The 17,650-nt window shown below is 62.3% G+C and carries 14 protein-coding genes; 6 read left to right on the top strand and 8 right to left on the bottom strand.

Translation table 11 applies throughout. The features are described from left to right. The first annotated feature begins 64 nt into the window (after positions 1 to 64). The gene (locus G6041_RS03815) at positions 65 to 616 is read left to right on the top strand and encodes a YbhB/YbcL family Raf kinase inhibitor-like protein (RefSeq protein WP_012124546.1); all 552 of its coding nucleotides are present in this window, start codon (positions 65 to 67) and stop codon (positions 614 to 616) included. Here the strand turns inward: G6041_RS03815 and G6041_RS03810 are convergent. The 5 genes from G6041_RS03810 to G6041_RS03790 are packed head-to-tail and all read right to left on the bottom strand — an operon-like array spanning position 512 to position 10,227. Further along, positions 512 to 3,214 carry a nitrate reductase gene (locus G6041_RS03810; protein ID WP_012124545.1) on the bottom strand — a complete coding sequence of 901 codons (2,703 nt, stop codon included), beginning with the start codon at positions 3,212 to 3,214 and terminating at the stop codon, positions 512 to 514. The two genes, G6041_RS03815 and G6041_RS03810, sit on opposite strands and share 105 nt — an antisense overlap. Continuing rightward, a complete protein-coding gene (gene nirB / locus G6041_RS03805; RefSeq protein ID WP_012124544.1) occupies positions 3,211 to 7,278 on the bottom strand; it encodes a nitrite reductase large subunit NirB in 4,068 nt (1,355 codons plus the stop codon). Before nirB ends, G6041_RS03810 begins: the two co-directional genes overlap by 4 nt. 9 nt (positions 7,279 to 7,287) lie before the next feature. Beyond that, entirely contained in the window at positions 7,288 to 8,076 is a 789-nt protein-coding gene (locus tag G6041_RS03800) for an ABC transporter ATP-binding protein (RefSeq protein WP_012124543.1), read from the bottom strand. Positions 8,077 to 8,085: 9 nt separating this feature from the next. Further along, positions 8,086 to 8,967 (bottom strand): nitrate ABC transporter permease, encoded by an 882-nt coding sequence (ntrB, locus tag G6041_RS03795; RefSeq protein WP_012124542.1) that lies wholly within the window; start codon positions 8,965 to 8,967, stop codon positions 8,086 to 8,088. A gap of 9 nt (positions 8,968 to 8,976) precedes the next feature. Beyond that, positions 8,977 to 10,227, bottom strand: a complete 1,251-nt coding sequence (locus G6041_RS03790) for a CmpA/NrtA family ABC transporter substrate-binding protein (RefSeq protein ID WP_012124541.1) — start codon at positions 10,225 to 10,227, stop codon at positions 8,977 to 8,979. Between G6041_RS03790 and G6041_RS21535 the strand changes: the two genes are divergently transcribed. Beyond that, a complete protein-coding gene (locus tag G6041_RS21535) occupies positions 10,226 to 10,348 on the top strand; it encodes a hypothetical protein (RefSeq protein WP_007868408.1) in 123 nt (40 codons plus the stop codon). The two genes, G6041_RS03790 and G6041_RS21535, sit on opposite strands and share 2 nt — an antisense overlap. A 618-nt stretch (positions 10,349 to 10,966) precedes the next feature. Here G6041_RS21535 and G6041_RS03785 read toward each other — a convergent pair. Next, positions 10,967 to 12,169, bottom strand: a complete 1,203-nt coding sequence (locus G6041_RS03785; protein ID WP_012124540.1) for a nitrate regulatory protein — start codon at positions 12,167 to 12,169, stop codon at positions 10,967 to 10,969. 71 nt (positions 12,170 to 12,240) lie between these two features. On the opposite strand from G6041_RS03785, the gene G6041_RS03780 reads away from it, so the two are divergent. The 3 genes from G6041_RS03780 to G6041_RS03770 all read left to right on the top strand — a co-directional run bounded on the left by G6041_RS03780 (position 12,241) and on the right by G6041_RS03770 (position 14,984). Beyond that, complete coding sequence (locus G6041_RS03780) at positions 12,241 to 12,594, top strand: DsrE/DsrF/TusD sulfur relay family protein (RefSeq protein ID WP_041460479.1); 354 nt, start codon at positions 12,241 to 12,243, stop codon at positions 12,592 to 12,594. Positions 12,595 to 12,741: 147 nt separating this feature from the next. After that, positions 12,742 to 14,529, top strand: coding sequence for a methyl-accepting chemotaxis protein (locus tag G6041_RS03775; protein ID WP_007892444.1), 1,788 nt, complete (start codon positions 12,742 to 12,744; stop codon positions 14,527 to 14,529). A gap of 209 nt (positions 14,530 to 14,738) precedes the next feature. Beyond that, positions 14,739 to 14,984, top strand: coding sequence for a DUF1883 domain-containing protein (locus tag G6041_RS03770; protein WP_004388056.1), 246 nt, complete (start codon positions 14,739 to 14,741; stop codon positions 14,982 to 14,984). A gap of 30 nt (positions 14,985 to 15,014) precedes the next feature. On the opposite strand, the gene G6041_RS03765 is transcribed toward G6041_RS03770, so the two are convergent. Both G6041_RS03765 and chaB read right to left on the bottom strand, forming a co-directional pair. After that, positions 15,015 to 15,713 (bottom strand): gamma-glutamylcyclotransferase, encoded by a 699-nt coding sequence (locus tag G6041_RS03765; RefSeq protein ID WP_041460478.1) that lies wholly within the window; start codon positions 15,711 to 15,713, stop codon positions 15,015 to 15,017. Between the two features lie 217 nt (positions 15,714 to 15,930). Further along, complete coding sequence (gene chaB / locus G6041_RS03760) at positions 15,931 to 16,161, bottom strand: putative cation transport regulator ChaB (protein ID WP_004388054.1); 231 nt, start codon at positions 16,159 to 16,161, stop codon at positions 15,931 to 15,933. Positions 16,162 to 16,435: 274 nt separating this feature from the next. Between chaB and chaA the strand changes: the two genes are divergently transcribed. After that, positions 16,436 to 17,539 (top strand): sodium-potassium/proton antiporter ChaA, encoded by a 1,104-nt coding sequence (chaA, locus tag G6041_RS03755; protein ID WP_004388053.1) that lies wholly within the window; start codon positions 16,436 to 16,438, stop codon positions 17,537 to 17,539. The last annotated feature ends 111 nt before the right edge of the window (positions 17,540 to 17,650 follow it).

Genomic DNA, 17,650 nt, shown 5'->3' with positions numbered 1-17,650 from the left:
ATCCTCATCCCGTTTACGCGCGGTGCGCTACGCTTAACATTCCCACCCTGCGTGAGACACGCCGATGAAAAAAACGCTGCTCGCTTGCCTGCTGGCGGTTGCCGCTGTGAACGCCGCCGCTGCGTCCGATGACGGTATTTTTATGTTGCAGTCCCCCTCGTTCGCCGATAACGGCATGATGGAGAAAAAATTCGCCGGTAACGCGAAGCAAAACCCCAACTGTACCGGTGAGAATCAGTCGCCTGCGCTGGTCTGGAGCCATGCGCCGCAGGGCACGACGCGTTTCGCGCTGATCGTCCATGACCCGGAGGGCGCGAAGGGGCTTGGCGTGACGCACCTGGTGGCCTATAACATACCCGCCAGCACCACTGGCCTTGCCGCCAATGCGCTGACAGAGGGCAAAGGCTTTACCGGCGGGAAAAACACGCCGGGGACCAGCGCCTGGCACGGCCCCTGCCCGCCGCCCGGCAGTGGCGCGCACCATTACACCTTTACGCTTATCGCAACCGATCTACCGGCCGATCTCCCGCCCGGCCTGACGCGTGAGGAGCTCTTCACGAAACTCAAAGGCCACGCGCTCGCCGCCACCGGTCTGATTGGCCGCTTCGGGCAGTGACGCCGTCTGCGCCAGCAGCGCTTTAAGCTCCGGGATGCAGGAGCCGCAGTTGGTGCCACAGCGCAGGGCGTCACCCAGTTTCCCGGCGCTGTCGCATCCGGCGCGAATGGCGGCGCGGATGGCGTTCTCACCCACGCCGAAACAGCTACAGATAGTGCGCCCCTTTGCGGGCGCGCTCTGCGCACCTTTACCGGCCAGCAGCGCATGACGCGCGGCAGCGTTCGCAGGCGGTTCCAGGAACGCCGCCGCAATCGCCTCGCGCTGAACCGCCGGGCGACGCGCCGCGCTGTAAAACGCCAGCATCAGCGCGCCGTCGCGCCACGCCAGCAGATGAAAGACCCCTTCGCCCTGCGCATACTGCAGTTGCCAGCTTTCGCGGGCGGCCATTTCACGCAGCCAGCGTTGCGGCGACGCATTGCCCGCCAGAGTGACATGCAGGCAGCCGTCCAGCGCCTGACGCCACCACAGCAGATCGGGCGCAAGCGGCGGCATATCGCGACAAAACAGCTCGCCCTGCCACGCGGTGCGGCGTTTTTGCAGACGCACGGCGGTCTGTTTGCTTTCCGGCTGGCCGGAGTGCGGGCAGCAGACCGGGGCCACCAGCGTATTGACGCGCCCGTGGCTTGCGAACTGCGCGTTCCAGTGCATCGGGGCGAACAGCGCGCCGGGTGCCTGGGCGTCATCAGGTGCCGCCCAGCCCACCATAAACCCTTGCGCTGAGGCCACTTCTACCAGGTCGCCCTCGCGCACACCGTAGCGCGCCGCATCGTCAGGATGCATCACCACCTGCGGCAGCGGCTGGTGCTGCATCAGCCGCGCCACGCGGCCGGTACGGGTCATCGTGTGCCACTGATCGCGGATACGCCCGGTATTGAGCCACAGCGGGTAACGCGCGTCGGGCCGCGCCTGCGGCAGCGCCGGAGAAACCGCTACCATATTCAGCCTGCCGCCACGCCAGCCTGTCCCGGTTTCCAGCAGACGCGGCGTACCCTGCGGCTGTTTGTTCGTCACCGGCCACTGCACCGGCGCGAGCGCGTCATACGCCTCGCGGGTTAACGCGGCCAGCCCACTGATATCAAACGCCCGCGCGCCGTCGTTCTCAAACCCCGACAGCGCCGCGTGCTCGCAGAAAATCTCATGCGGATGCTGCCAGCCAAACGCCTCGCCAAAACCCAGGCGATGCGCCATCTGCGCGACTATCCACCAGTCAGGGCGCGCCTCGCCGGGCGCGGGCAGAAAGGCGCGCTGGCGCGAGATCCGCCGCTCTGAATTGGTCACCGTGCCGTTTTTCTCCCCCCACCCCAGCGCCGGAAAACGAATATGCGCAAAAGCAGCCGTATCGGTCTGCGCGGTAATGTCAGACACCATCACCAGTTCGCAGCGCGCCAGCGCCTGGCGCACCGCGTCGCTGTCCGGCAGCGATACCGCCGGGTTGGTGCCCATTATCCAGACGGCTTTTACCTCACCGCGCCCGATGGCGTCGAAGAGTTCCACCGCCATCAGGCCGGGCGTCTGCGCGATGCGCTCGCTACCCCAGAATCGCCCGAGGCGGGCGATATCCGCCGGTTCAAAGCCCATATGGCAGGCGAGCTGATTAGCCAGCCCGCCCACTTCGCGACCGCCCATCGCGTTCGGCTGACCGGTCAGCGAAAACGGCCCGCAGCCGGGCCGCCCGATGTGACCACTCGCCAGATGCACGTTAATGATGGCGTTGCACTTGTCGCTGCCGCTGGAGGACTGGTTAATGCCCATGGTGTAGAGCGTCATCGCCGTGGGCGCACTCAAAAACCAGTCGTAAAAGCGCGCCACTTCGGCTTCTGGCAGCCCACAGAACTGCGCCACGCGCGCCACGCTCCACGCCCGCGCGGCCGCGAGCGCCTGCGCCTGGCCGTCGAACGTCTCAGGCGCGAGCAGTGCTGAAAGCGCGTTCAGCAGCCCGACAAACAGCCCGGCGTCACTGCCGGGCGCCAGCGCCAGGTGGAGATCGGCGATATCACAGGTCGCGGTACGCCGCGGATCGATGACGACGATTTTCATCGCCGGGCGTGCCTGCTTCGCGGCCGCGATGCGCTGATACAGCACCGGGTGCGCCCAGGCGGCGTTCGATCCAACAAACACCAGCAGATCGGTCTGCTCCAGATCCGCATAGCTACACGGCACCGCATCGGCCCCGAACGCCCGCTTGTAGCCCACCACGGCGGAAGACATGCAGAGCCGCGAGTTGGTGTCGATATTCGCCGCGCCGATAAACCCTTTCATGAGCTTGTTGGCGGCGTAGTAATCCTCGGTGAGTAGCTGCCCGGAGACGTAAAACGCCACCGCCTGCGGGCCGTGCTTATCGATAATATCGCCAAGCCGCGAGGCCGCCGCGTCGAGCGCCGTCTCCCAGCTTGCCCGTTCGCCGTTGACTTCCGGGTACAGCAGACGCCCGTCATGGCCGGTCGTCTCGCCAAGCGCCGCGCCTTTGACGCACAGCCGCCCGAAGTTCGCGGGATGGTTTTCATCGCCCCGCACGCTCACCGTGCCGCTGTCGTTGCGCTGCGCCACCACGCCACAGCCGACCCCGCAATAGGGGCAGGTGGTCTTAACGCCGTTCATGACGCCTGCGCCTGTAACAGCAGCGCCTGACCGGCCACCCACACCTTTCCGCCCTCCACTTTCACGGGCCAGGCGCGTACCGCCTCGGTGAGCGCTTCCGCAAGCCGCCCGTCACGCAGCCGGATGCGCTGTTTGTAGAGCGGCGAAATTACCACCGGTTCGCCGCCGACATCCCCCAGCAGCCCGCGCGACAACACATTGGCGTCGCTGCCCGGCTCCAGGTTATCGAGCGCGTAAACGCGATCGCCAAAGCGGAACAGCGCAATCTGCATGTCGCCAAGCCGCGCGCCGATGCCCGCCTGCGGTGGAATGTCTTTCAGCTCACACACCGCCTGCCACGGGCGCTCCGGCGCGCGCGGCGTCAGCGGCTGCACGACCTCCACCGGCTGCGGCTGGCCTCTGAGCTCGCGGCGCTGCACGGCTTCATCCGGTTTATCGCTGTTGACATACGAACGGAACAGCGTCAGCCGGTCGGGGCTTGCCAGCGTGGTCTGCCATTCGCACTGGTAGCTTTCGACCACCTGCGCCATTTCGCGCTCCAGCTCCTCGCCAATCCCGAGCGAATCTTCAAGAATGACCTCGCGCAGATACTCAATGCCGCCCTCCAGGTTATCCATCCAGGTGCTGGTACGTTGCAGACGGTCGGCGGTGCGGATGTAAAACATCAGAAAGCGGTCGATGGTGCGCAGCAGCGTCTCCCGGTCGAGATCGCTTGCGAAGAGATCCGCGTGGCGCGGCTTCATGCCGCCGTTGCCGCAGACGTAGAGATTCCAGCCTTTGTCAGTGGCGATAACGCCCACATCCTTGCCCTGCGCCTCGGCGCATTCGCGGGTGCAACCGGAGACCGCCATTTTGATTTTGTGCGGCGCGCGCAGCCCCTTGTAGCGGTTCTCAAGCGTTACCGCGAGCCCCGTTGAATCCTGCACGCCGTAGCGGCACCAGGTGGAGCCGACGCACGATTTCACGGTGCGCAGCGATTTCCCGTAGGCGTGGCCGGTCTCAAAGCCCGCCGCCACCAGTTCCGCCCAAATCGCCGGGAGCTGTTCAAGCCGCGCGCCGAAGAGATCGATGCGCTGGCCGCCGGTGATTTTGCTATAAAGCTGATAGCGTTTGGCTATCTGCCCGATGGCGATAAGCCCGTCCGGCGTCACTTCGCCCGCCGCCATCCGCGGTACGATCGAGTAGGTGCCGTCTTTCTGGATATTGGCAAAGTAGCGATCGTTGGTGTCCTGGAGCGGCAGATGCGCCGGTTTCAGCAGGTATTCATTCCAGCACGACGCCAGCACCGAGCCCACCAGCGGTTTACAGATTTCGCAGCCGTGGCCCTGGCCGTAGCGGCTGATGAGCTGGTCAAACGTGCGGATATGATTAACGCGCACGAGGTGGTAAATCTCCTGGCGCGAATACGCAAAGTGCTCGCAGATATCTTTTTTGACCGTGACGCCCTGCTGTTCGAGCTGATACTCCATGACCTGTTTGACCAGCGCGCTACAGCCGCCGCAGCCGGTCGCCGCTCTGGTGCAGCTTTTCACCGCGCCCATATCGCCTGCGCCCCCCGACACCGCCGCGCAGATATCCGCCTTGCTGACGTTATGGCACGAACAGATCTGCGCGCTTTCCGGCAGCGCCGCCACGCCGAGCCCTTTCGCGGGCGCGCCGCTGCTGGCGGGCAGGATCAGCGTCTCCGGCTCGGCGGGGAGCGCCATGCCGTTCAGCATCATCTGTAACAGCGTGGCGTATTCGCTGCTGTCGCCCACCAGCACGCCGCCGAGCAGCGTTTTGCCGTCTGCCGAGACGACAATTTTCTTGTAGATCTGCTTCGGCCCGTGCGTCCACTGATAACTCTGGCTTCCCGGTGTGCGCCCGTGCGCGTCGCCAAACGACGCGACCTCGACGCCAAGCAGCTTCAGTTTGGTGCTCATGTCCGCGCCTCGGAATGCCGCCGTCTCGCCCGCAAGCGTCGCCGCAACGACCCGCGCCATCTGATAGCCTGGTGCCACCAGCCCGAAAATTTTGTTCTCCCACAGCGCGCATTCGCCGATGGCGAAAATATGCGCGTCGCTGGTGCGGCACTGGTCGTCAATCACGATGCCGCCGCGCTCGCCGGTCATAAGCCCCGCCGATGTCGCAAGGCTGTCCTGCGGGCGAATGCCCGCCGAAAAGACAATCAGATCGGTATGCAGGCTGTCGCCATCGGCAAACTGCATCGTCAGTCCGCCATTTTCTTCGACAATCGCGGTGGTGGATTTGCTGGTATGCACGCTGACCTCCAGCGCCTCGATTTTCTCGCGCAGCATCGCAGCGCCAGGCGCATCGAGCTGCACCGCCATCAGCCCCGGCGCAAACTCCACGACGTGCGTTTTCAGCCCCAGTTGTTTAAGGGCATTCGCCGCCTCAAGCCCCAGCAGACCACCGCCCACCACCACGCCGCGCGTGGCGTGCTGCGCGCGTTCGCGGATGGCGTCGAGATCGTCAAGCGTGCGGTAGACGAAACAGCCCGGCAGGTCACGACCCGGCACCGGCGGCACAAACGGCCAGGAGCCGGTAGCAAGCACCAGTTTGTCAAAATGCGTTTCGTGACCCTGTGCGTCGCGCACGATCTGCCGCGCGCGATCCAGCGCCACAATCTGACAGCCGGTGCGTAGTTCAATGCCCGTCTGCGCGAAGAAATCGCCCTGCACCATCGAGAGCGACTGCGCGCTGCGTCCGGCGAAATACTCCGAGAGATGCACGCGATCGTAGGCCGCGTGGCGCTCTTCGCCAAAGACGATGATATGAAAGCGCTCATGCAGCCCGGCGCTGACGCACTGCTCCAGAAAATGGTGCCCAACCATGCCGTGGCCCACGACCACCAGAGTTTGTTTTGTCATCGTGTCATATCCTGCAGCCGCGGGCTGCGTTTCATCGGTTTCATCAAACAGCAGCCCGGCGCTGGCGCGCAGCGGCTGCCCGAAGTGATTCATCAGCTCGCCGGCGCTGTCGGTATCGCCATACAGCAGCACGCCGGTGAGCCTGCCGTGCTCGATAATCAGGCGGCGATAATGGCGGGCTAGTGGGTCGAGGCTTGTCAGCGTCTGCGCCTGCGGGCCCGGCGTCACCTCGCCCGCGCTGAAAACCGCGATACCGGTGACCTTGAGCCGCGTGCCTTTTTCCTCATAACCAAAGCGCGCCGTCTCGCCGCAGAGCCTCGCCGCCAGCACGTCTGCCTGTTGCAGACAGGGCGCCACCAGCCCCCAGGTCTGCGCGTCGATTTCGCAGCACTCGCCGATGGCGCTCACCGCCGGGTGCGAGGCGCGAAGCGTGTCATCCACCACAATGCCGCGCTGGCAAGCGAGCCCGGCGGACTGCGCCAGCGCGATAGCCGGACGCACGCCGGTGGCGATCACCACCCGCTGCGCCGGGACGGTTTCGCCGCAGGCGAGCGTGACGTCATCTGGCGTGATGCGTGTGATGCCGCTGCCGGTCAGCACGCGAATGTGGCGCGCGCGCAGGCTTTCGGCGAGCCACTCGCCCGCCTGCGCATCCAGCTGCTGCTCCATCAACCACGGGTGACGATGCACCAGCGTCACCGCCGCCCCCTGACGGGCGAGCGCCGCGGCCGCTTCCACCCCAAGCAGGCCGCCGCCCAGCACCACGGCGGGGCCGGGCGTCGCGAGAAGCGCCCCGACATCCGCCAGCGTGCGAAAGGCGCGCACGTGCGGCAGCCCGCTGCCTTCAATGGGCGGAATAAACGGCGTCGAGCCGGTGGCGAACACCAGTTCATCCCAGGGCAGCGTGCGCGCCGCGGTGGTGACGGTGCGCGCGTCCAGATCCACCGCCAGCGCCCGCTCGCCGGTTAGTAACGTGACACCGTAACGTAAATACCAGGATGCGTCGTGAAGCTGCGTCTGCGCGGCGGTCTTTTCGCCCGCCAGCACCGGCGAGAGCAGGATGCGGTTATAGGCGGGCAGCGGTTCATCGCCGATAAGCGTGATGGCGAAGCGTTCCGGCGCGCGCGCCAGCAGTTGCTCCACCAGACGCACCGCCGCCATGCCGTTGCCGATAATCACCAGTCGTTGCGCCATCGCCGCTCCTTACGCCGCTTTCGGCTGTTTTTCGTAGAGGAAATGCAGGATCTGCTGACGCATCTGGTGATAGCGGCTGTCGTCGGCGAGCTGCACCCGGTTGCGCGGGCGCGGCAGATTGACCTCCAGCGCCTCGCCCACCGTCGCCGCCGGGCCATTGGTCATCATCAGTACGCGATCGGAGAGCAGCACCGCCTCGTCCACGTCATGCGTAATCAGCACAATCGTGGTGTTAAGCTCCTGCTGGATGTGCATCACGGCATCCTGCAAATGCGCGCGGGTCAGCGCATCAAGCGCGCCGAACGGTTCATCCATCAGCAGCACTTTCGGTTTCATCGCCAGCGCGCGGGCAATGCCGACGCGCTGCTTCATGCCGCCGGAGATCTCGCCGGGGCGTTTGTTGAGCGCGTGCCCCATCTGCACCCGCTCCAGGTTGTGAATAATCCACTCCCGGCGCTGCGCTTTATCCATGGTTTTGCGAAATACCTGATCCACCGCCAGCGCCACATTGTCAAAGCAGGTGAGCCAGGGCAGCAGCGAATGGTTCTGAAACACCACGGCGCGTTCAGGGCCGGGCCCGGCGATTTCACGGTTATCGCACAGCAGCCCGCCTTCGCTCGGCAGCGTGATGCCCGCGATGAGATTGAGCAGCGTCGATTTGCCGCAGCCGGAGTGGCCGATAAGGCTCACGGTTTCGCCCGCGTTGATGTCGAAACTGACGTTTTGCAACGCCAGAAACTCGCCGCTGGCCGTGTTGAAGCGCTGACTGACGTTCTGTACCTGAATGATCGGTTTCATGTTCGCTCCTTATTTGTCCTGCCAGCTGAAGCGGCGGGCGATAAGCATCAGCCCCTGCTCCAGCAAGAGCCCCACCACGCCGATGATGACGATGGCGATGAGAATGTTTTCCACGTTGAGGTTGTTCCACTCGTTCCAGATCCAGAAGCCGATGCCGAGGCCGCCGGTGAGCATTTCGGCGGCGACGATCACAAGCCAGGCGATGCCGATGGAGAGCCGCACGCCGGTAAGCACCGCGGGCAGCACTGCCGGAAAGAGGATGCGGCGCATGACGGTCCACTCGGAGAGCTGTAATACGCGCGCCACGTTGAGGTAGTCCTCCGGGATACGCTTCACTCCTTCGGCGGTGTTGATGACCATCGGCCAGATAGAGCAGATGAAAATGGTCCAGCTGGAGGCCGGCTCAGCCTTCTGAAACAGCAGCAGGCCGATGGGTAGCCAGGCGAGCGGGCTGACCGGGCGCAGGAGCGCGATGAGCGGGTTGAACATCCGCCCGAGAAAGGTAAAGCGGCCAATCAGAAAACCCAGCGGAATGCCCACCAGCGCCGCCAGCCCAAAGCCCACCGCCACGCGACTAAGCGAGGCCAGCACATTCCAGCCGATGCCCTGATCGTTTGGCCCGTCGTTGTAGAACGGATCGGCGAACAGCGTCAGCGCCGAGTCGAGCGTGCTGAGCGGCGTCGGAAAGCCTTTGCTGCTGACGGCCGCGATTTGCCAGGCAATCACCAGCAGCGCCAGGCCCAGAATGGCCGGCACCACGCGGGCCAGCAGCGCGTTTACCGTGGCCGCAAGCGGCGCGCGGCGTTTACGCACCGCCACGCGGGGCATCACTATCACTTCACCGGCGGGCTTTTCAGGCGCCGCGCTGACGGTCTGTTTACGCTTTTTCATGGTTTCCCCTTAACGTTTCATGGCAAAACGGGCGGCATACGCGGCGGGATCGCGCCCGTCCCAGACGCTGCCGTCCATCAGACGGCTGGTGCGACGCGTCGACGCGGGCAGCGCAATCCCGCCCACCGCCTCTGCGGCCTGCTGATAGATGTCGGTGCGGTTAATGCGCGCGGCGATGGCCGCGTAGTCCGGATCGGTTTTCAACAACCCCCAGCGGCGGAACTGGGTTAAGAACCACATGCCGTCGGAGTGCCACGGGTAGCTCACTTCGCCGTCGCGGAAGAAGCGCATGCCGTGATCGTCTTGCCAGCGCTTTCCGGCACCGTCGTCGTACTCGCCGAGCATGCGTGGCGTGAGGTATTGCACTTTGGTATTGAGATACGCGCGTTTCGCCAGCACCTGCGCGGTTTCGCGCCGGTTGTCGTCCGAGGCGTCTATCCAGCGGGCGGCCTCCAGCACGGCGGCGGTGAGCGCGCGGGCGGTGTGCGGGTGCTGCTCCACCCACAGGCGGCGGGTGCCGAGCACTTTTTCGGGGTGGTCCGGGAAGATGGACTGCGAGGTGGCGGCAGTAAAACCGATGCGGTCGTTGATGGCGCGCGCGTTCCACGGCTCGCCGACGCAGAAGCCGACCATATTTCCGATGCGCATGTTCATCACCATTTGCGGCGGCGGCACCACCACGGTGCGTACATCGTTAAAAGGATGAATGCCCGCCGCCGCCAGCCAGTAGTAGAGCCACATGGCGTGGGTGCCGGTCGGAAAGGTATGGGCGAAGGTGTAAGCGCCTGGCTCGCTTGCGGCGATCAGTTTTTTCAGCGCGTCGGGCGTGGTAACGCCTTTCTCCAGCAGATCGGCGCTGAGCGTAATCGCCTGGCCGTTCTGGTTGAGCGTCATCAGGGTCGCCATCGGCTGTGCTTTACCGGCGATACCGAGTTCCAGCCCGTAGATGAGCCCATAGAGCGCATGGGCGGCATCGAGCTCGCCGGAGACCAGTTTGTCGCGCACCGCCGCCCAGCTCGCCTCTTTGCTGGGCAGAATGCGGATGCCATATTTTTTATCGAAGCCTTTCAGCGCGGCCATCACCACCGGCGCGCAGTCGGTGAGCGGAATAAAGCCGACGCGCATGGTGTCGAGCTCGGGTTTGTCAGACCCCGCGGCCCACACGCTGCTCATAAGCCCCGGTAACAGCATTGCGCCGCTAAGCGCGGCCCCGGCCTGCAACAGGCGGCGACGGGTAAGAGAAAAGGATGAATCGCTCATGGCTGCTCCTGAAAATAAAAAAGGCGTCCGCCAATGCCCGAAGACATTGCAGGACGCCTTTATCCTTTCCGGTTTGCCCGCCGCCGTTGGCGAGCTGCCGGGAAATGGTTGTCAGGATTAATTAAGCAAGGGGTGTGCCAGGTTTTAGGGTGGGTTCCGTGGCGGGTGCGCTGCGCTTACCCACCCTACGCATCACATCTCCCCTTCGTAGGGCGGGTAAGTGCAACGCACCCGCCGTCCGGTTTACACGGCCAGGCTGAAGGGAAATATACAAGGTCGGTGAACACGTTCCGTTCGCCATAACGCCTTTTTTATATGGATGCTTCCCTAACGCGAACGTGCAAAGGGGGCTCGCCGCCGCCCCCTTTGCAATCCCGGCTCCCGGCTCCCGGCGGAAAATCGGCCTCATGGGCCGATTTTTTTTTAGCCGGAGCAAAACCCTCTCCTCCGGCCTTTATTCCTGGTTATCGGGAGATGGTGGGTGCGCTGCGCTTACCCACCCTACAAAAACGTGATTGGTTATCCCCGTGGTGGGTGCGCTACGCTTACCCATCCTACAAAAACGTGATTGGTTATTCCTATGGTGGGTGCGCTACGCTTACCCACCCTACAAAAACGTGAGAGCCGATATTGTAGGGCGGGTAAGCGCAGCGCACCCGCCAGTAACACGCGAAAAACGCCCCGCACACTCCCCCGCTCTGCCCCATTTCCATGCATAAAATGCCCGCTGGCTGTGCAGCTACTCCTTTGGGGTTACCGGCCAGAGCCGGGCGACGGCAAGCATCGCCTCGGCAATCTCCACCATCCGTTTATTCTGATCCATCGCGAGCTTGCGCAACTGATGCCACGCCTGCTCCTCGCTGAGCTGCTGATGACTCATCAACAAGCTTTTGGCGCGATCGATAAGCTTACGTTCTTCAAGGTTCGCCTGTAGCGAGGCGAGCTGGCGCGTCAGCGATTCCACCTCGCGAGCCTGCTGGCGCACCAGCGGCAGAAGATGCCGCTCAAGCGCTGGCGTCTCCTGCTCGTCACGCAAAGACGCACGGCGCGCCAGCGCTGCCTCCGGCGATTCGCTGTGCGCCTCCTCGGCCAGCAACTGGCGGGCCTCCGCCAGCAGCGCGGCGATTAGCGCCTCTTCGATATCGCGCAGCGCGTCCAGCCGCGTGGTCTGCAACCCAAACCAGCGCACCGCTCGCGCGCGGTGGTCATCGGCGGGCAGCCGCGTACAGGCGAGACGACGCAGTTGCTCAAGCTCGCGCGTGGCTTCACCGTGGCGATAAAAACGCTCGCGAATATTAGCGCAGGCGAGCGATAAAAACGTCTCGAAACAGCGCTGCTGCCCGTCAATGCGGTCAGCGAGCCGCTGTCGCAGGGGCTCGCTGAACGCGCCCTGCGTAAAACCGATAGCGCCGATAGCGCGCTCCTGGCCCGCCAGCTCTTTACCCTGCATAAAGCTATAGAGCGCCGTCAGCGCGCGGGCGAGCGAGGCTTCATCGACGCTTTCGCTCGCCTCCGGCACCAGATCCAGCAGATGCCGGATCGCCAGATTAAAGCTCTCCATCGCCTCGCCGGGCTCAATATCGCGGGCGAGAATGCGCGCGCGCAGCCCAGGCAACTGCTCAAGCTGCCAGAGCGCGCAGGCCATGTGCCAGGAAAGCAGGCTGCCTGCGGTGGCAACCGGCACGGGCACCGCGCGAAATTGCGCCGCGCGCTGGTCGGTTTCTGTCACGCAAAAGGCGCGCTCGCGCGCGAAAAGCTGCCCGCCGGAACAGAGCCAGATGTTGGACGCGCCGCGCTCGCGCTGTAGCATATGCACCAGATGGCTTATCTGACTGACCCAGTCGCCGACGCCCGACCACGCTTCCAGCTGGCTGCGTTTTCTCTCACGGGCGAAACGAAACCACGCCTGCGCGTTCTGCAAGGATGTCGCGGGAATTGCCATCGCTCTTTCTCCTGTGATCGCCTTTACAGGAATCAAGCAATAACTATGCCGTCATGGCAAAGGAGTTCCGGATGCAAAAAATCGTGATTATCGCCAACGGCGCGGCTTACGGCAGCGAATCGCTGTTTAACAGCCTGCGTCTTGCCATCGCGCTGCGCGACCAGCCGCAGGCCCCTGAGCTGAAACTGTTTTTGATGTCGGATGCCGTCACCGCTGGGCTGCGCGGTCAGAAACCCGCTGAAGGCTATAACGTGCAGCAGATGCTGGAGATCCTCACCGCCCAGAATGTGCCGGTGAGGCTGTGCAAGACCTGCGCCGACGGGCGCGGCGTGAGCGCGCTGCCGCTGATTGACGGCGTGGAGATTGGCACGCTGGTTGAGCTTGCCGGGTGGACGCTGGAGGCTGATAAAGTCCTGACCTTCTGATAATCACGCAGGTGTAATAATATTTACTTATTCGCCTGCGCTGCCCATCAAGTCCCCGCCCTGTGTGCCGATATTTTACTTAAAACCTACAACAACACGCTCGTCTGAAACATAACGCTCACACAACACACAGCAGGGTATACGCCTATGTTAACGTCCATTCGCGCGCGCATTATCGCAGCCACCGCAGGCTGCCTGGTCGGTGCGCTGTTACTGAATACCATCATGAACTATCAGGTCACCCGGCTGGATAATCAGCAGGCGAGCCTGAATACGCTGCGCAGTACCAGCGCCAGCCATAATCTCGCCATCAGCGACTGGGTGAACAGCAAAACGGCGATGATCCAGTCGCTGGATACCGTCGCGCTGGGCGCCGATCCGGTGCCGGTCTTTACGCAGATGGCGAAAGCGGGCGGCTTTATGAACGTCTACGCCGGTTATGCCACTAAAACCGCGAAATTCTCTAACCCGGAAGGCGTCCCGGCGGATTACGATCCGACCATTCGCCCCTGGTATCAGCAGGCGGTGAAAGCTGACGCGCCGGTCGTGACCGCGCCTTACGTGGACGCCGGCACCGGCAAGCTGGTGGTGACGTTCGCGGTACCGGTGAAGCAAAACGGCGTCATTGCGGCGGTGGTCGCAGGCGATCTCTCCATGGAGAGCGTGATTGCCAACGTACGCAGCATTCACCCGACGGAAAACAGCAGCGGGCTGCTGGTGAACGACGACGGCACGCTGATTGCCGCGAAAGACCCGGCGCTGACGTCAAAACCCTTTGATAAAGCGGTATCAGGCGTCGCGTTCAGCGAGCTGAAAACGAGCGATACGGCGCTGGAAGGCGATATCGGCGGCGCGCAAAAAGCACTGCTGGCCACGCGCGTCCCGGGCACCCAGTGGTATCTGGTGGTAGCCCTTGATGAAAACGACGCCACGTCAGGCATGCGCGCCCTGCTCAATACCTCGGCTATTTCCGTGCTGGTGCTGCTGTTAATTACCGGCGCGCTGATGCATTTCCTGGTCACCCGGCTGTTAAAACGCCTGTTGATGATCCGCGACGCGCTGGTGGCTATCAGCAGCGGCACTAACGATCTTTCTCAGCGCCTGCCGGAAGATGGCCGTGACGAAGTGGCGCAAATCGCCCATGCCTTTAACGCCTTCTGCGATAAGCTCGCGGGCGTGATGGGCCAGTTGCGCGACGCCAGCGCCTCGGTGAAAGTGGCGGCGAATGAAATCGCGGCCGGGAACCAGGATCTCTCCGGGCGCACCGAACAGGCCGCCTCCAGCCTGCGTGAAACGGCGAGCGCGGTAGAACAGATAACCGCGTCGGTCGCTAACTCTACCGACGCGGCGGCGCAGGCTAATACCCAGGCGCAGAGCGCGACGGATGCCGCCTCGCGCGGCGGTGAAGTGGTGTCTAAAGCCATCTCCACGATGCAGTTGATTGAAAGCGCCTCGGCGAAAATCGGCGATATCACCAGCGTTATCGACGGTATCGCGTTCCAGACCAACATTCTGGCGCTGAACGCCTCGGTGGAAGCCGCGCGCGCCGGTGAACAGGGCCGCGGCTTCGCGGTGGTGGCGGGTGAAGTGCGTAACCTCGCCAGCCGCAGCGCTCAGGCCGCGAAAGAGATTAAATCGCTTATCGACTCCACAACGGAAAGCGTCGCGACCGGCTCGCGCTACGTGCGCCTCGCGGGCGAATCGATGGAAGAGATAGTCAGCAGCATCGGCAACGTTTCCGGCATCATGCGTGAAATCACCGTCGCCACCAGCGAGCAGATGAAAGGCATTCAGGAAATTAACCACGCGGTGCTGCAGCTCGATCAGATGGTGCAGCAGAACGCCGAGCTGGTGGTACAGTCGGCCGCCGCAGCGGGCGCGTTGCAGGGCCAGGCGGGAGAACTCGCCCAGACGGCCAGCCATTTCCGCATTTAATCAGGCGCAGGCGCGCATTGAGACATTTTCCGCGCGCCTGCCCGCCGCTTTAACGAACAATGTGATGAATATCGTGTTGTGGCCGCATTTTTTGATCAAAATCAGCGTTCGCGGCCTCCCTCTTTGGTGTTATTTCCGACAGGTTTTGTGAACAGCCTCACGTTCGAAAGGCTGTCCTGACGGATTTATCATTGACAGAGGGGTTAAAGATGGCGCGGGTAAAAGCAAGCCTGAAGTTGTTTGGCGGAGACACGGTGGTGGTGCGCTGTTCAGCGAATTGCCATATTCATTTAATGAGCGCGGGTGAACGCGCCAGGCGCGCGGGAGCAGATATTTTAAGCGTCCAGAACCGCAACAGCGCGTATATCAGCGTGCCTTACAGCGGCGTCTGGGATGTACTTATCGACAGTCACAGCCAGACGCTGGAACACTCCATCAGCTACGTTCCGGCCTGACCATTCTCCCCGGCGCTCGCCGGGGTTTTTTCAGGCGAAATGCGGTTGCAGATCGCCACTCTCATCGCCGTCTTGCGCCTGACACGCGCGCACTTCTGACGCCAGTTCATCCAGCGATGCTTCACACATGCCGAGCTTTTTCAGCTCCTGCTCAAGCGAAAAGAGATATTGCGCATTGGTGCCAAGCGGGCCGCTCGCGCGGGCAATCAGCGGCGCGATGGTGGCCGGACGGGTGTCGGCTTCATACAGCGGGTGGCTCGGATCCATGATAAAGACCAGGGCGTGCACGGTGCGGCCGTCATCGAGCGTGAGCTTGCACCAGCCCGGCAGGTAACAGCCGGTGATCATTTCGCGCTTCCACAGCAGCGTCAGTTCGGTTTCAAGCTCTGCTTCCGGCAGACGATACGCAACGCCGGTGGTGGCTCCGCCCTCTTTCAGCGCCAGCATACGCCCGGGCTTGCAGGCGCTGCCGCGCCCGGCGGTGAGCCGCAGGCAGAACGCGCGGTGCCAGCCGTTTAGCGTCGCGGCGCAGCGCTCTTCAAAGACCATTGCCGGGTTCCACATCAGGGAGCCGTAACCAAAAATCCAGACCGGTTCGTTCTCAGGACGACAGGCGAGCGTGGCGGTCAGTGACGCCGCCCGCTGCTCTGGCGTCCACAGTAACGATTCCTCAATGGCTCCGAAAGCCGTCTTACAGTCTGCTGTCATTAAGAAATCACGTGTTAACACCTTCTACCTCCACCACGGCTGCTTCCCTGCGATTTTAAGCGCTTTCAGAATCTTTTTATCGCTCAATCAGAAAGCAATTACGGGGTGACGATAGGGGATTAACGCGCCGCTGACAAGACCGCAGCGGCGTTTTCAACCGACAAAAAACTTATCTGTTCCCGCGCGCTTTACGGGAATAAAGGTAAAGATGGAGAGGAATCAGGCGATTAACGAAGCATTATTTTTTCTTATGCCATTTATCGTCATCGCCTTTTTCATACTCATGTTTAACGGCAGCCCACGCGACGCGATGCGCCGTCTCTTCCCGGCTGGCGTCGCCGCGCCGGTCATCTTCGTCTTTATATTGATCCCAGGCGCTGTTGAACGCCTCTTTATAAATATCCTGCGCATGCGCCGGGAGGACGTTGCGGACATTATCGGGCAAATCGGTTCTTGAAGAGTAAGGCATCGCTACGCTCCTTTATTTCATAAAAAGATAAGTGTGGAACACAATCAGAAAGCGCGCCAGCCGCAAGCGAAGCATGTTGTGATGCCTTCACAATGCTTTGTTTGATAAATGGTTCCTCAATGAAATTCGGTTTTTTGACGCATTTACTGCAAAGTTACGGTTTAGCCGTAAAAAAGCGTAAATAAAGCCTCCTGACCGCGCATTTTTTGGTAGTTTTACGCTCTGTCTTCCTCATCACTATAATGATTATCACCTGCTTCTCTGGAGAATTAACGTGACAAAAACAAACCATGAGGCGGTGAAGACCCGCCATAAGGAGTCTTCTCTCATTTTCCCGGTATTAGCGCTGGCGGTGCTGGCGTTCTGGGGTTCCAGCCAGTCGCTGCCAGTGATTATCGGCATCAACGCGCTGGCGCTGGTCGCGATTCTGAGCAGCGCGTTTAGCGTGGTGCGCCACGCGGATGTGCTGGCGCATCGCCTCGGCGAGCCGTATGGATCGCTGATTCTGAGTCTTTCAGTCGTTATCCTTGAAGTAAGCCTGATCTCCGCGCTCATGGCGACGGGCGATGCCGCGCCGACGCTGATGCGCGATACGCTTTATTCGATCATTATGATTGTCAGCGGCGGCCTGGTGGGCGTGGCGCTGCTGCTCGGCGGGCGTAAATTCGCCACGCAATATGTAAATCTTTTCGGGATTAAACAGTATCTGATCGCCCTTTTCCCACTGGCGGTGATTGTGCTGGTGTTTCCGATGGCGCTGCCGGGCGGTAACTTTTCTACCGGCCAGTCGCTTTTGGTGGCGATGATTTCCGCCGCGATGTATGGCGTGTTTTTGCTTATCCAGACCAAAACGCACCAGAGCCTGTTTGTTTATGAGCATGAAGACGAGAGCGATGACGACGATCCGCACCACGGTAAGCCGTCGGCGCACAGCAGCCTGTGGCACGCGGTGTGGCTGATTGTGCATCTGGTCGCGGTGATCGCAGTGACCAAGATGAACGCGAACCCGCTTGAAGCGCTGTTAAGCCATCTTAACGCGCCGGTGTCGTTCACAGGGTTCCTGGTGGCGCTGCTGATCCTCTCGCCGGAAGGCCTGGGCGCGCTGAAAGCGGTGCTGAATAATCAGGTGCAGCGCGCGATGAATCTCTTTTTCGGCTCGGTGCTGGCGACCATTTCGCTGACCGTGCCGACCGTGACGATTATCGCGATTCTGACCGGCAACGATTTGCAGTTTGCGCTCGGCGCGCCGGAAATGGTGGTGATGCTCGCGGCGTTGATGCTGTGCCAGATTTCGTTTTCCACCGGGCGCACGAATGTGTTGAACGGCAGCGCGCATCTGGCGCTGTTCGCGGCGTATTTGATGACGATTTTTGCGTAAAGGTGGTGGCGGGTGCGCAGCACAGGAACGGTGGGTGCGCGTTGCTTACCCACCCTACATGAAGCTGATTAGTGCATTGGGGCGGTGGGTGCGCTTCGCTTACCCACCCTA

The organism is Cronobacter sp. HA18003, from assembly GCF_011605905.1.
GTDB lineage: Bacteria > Pseudomonadota > Gammaproteobacteria > Enterobacterales > Enterobacteriaceae > Cronobacter > Cronobacter sakazakii.
The sequence above is the reverse complement of the archived record's forward strand: the minus strand, read 5'-3'. Positions and strand labels throughout refer to the sequence as shown.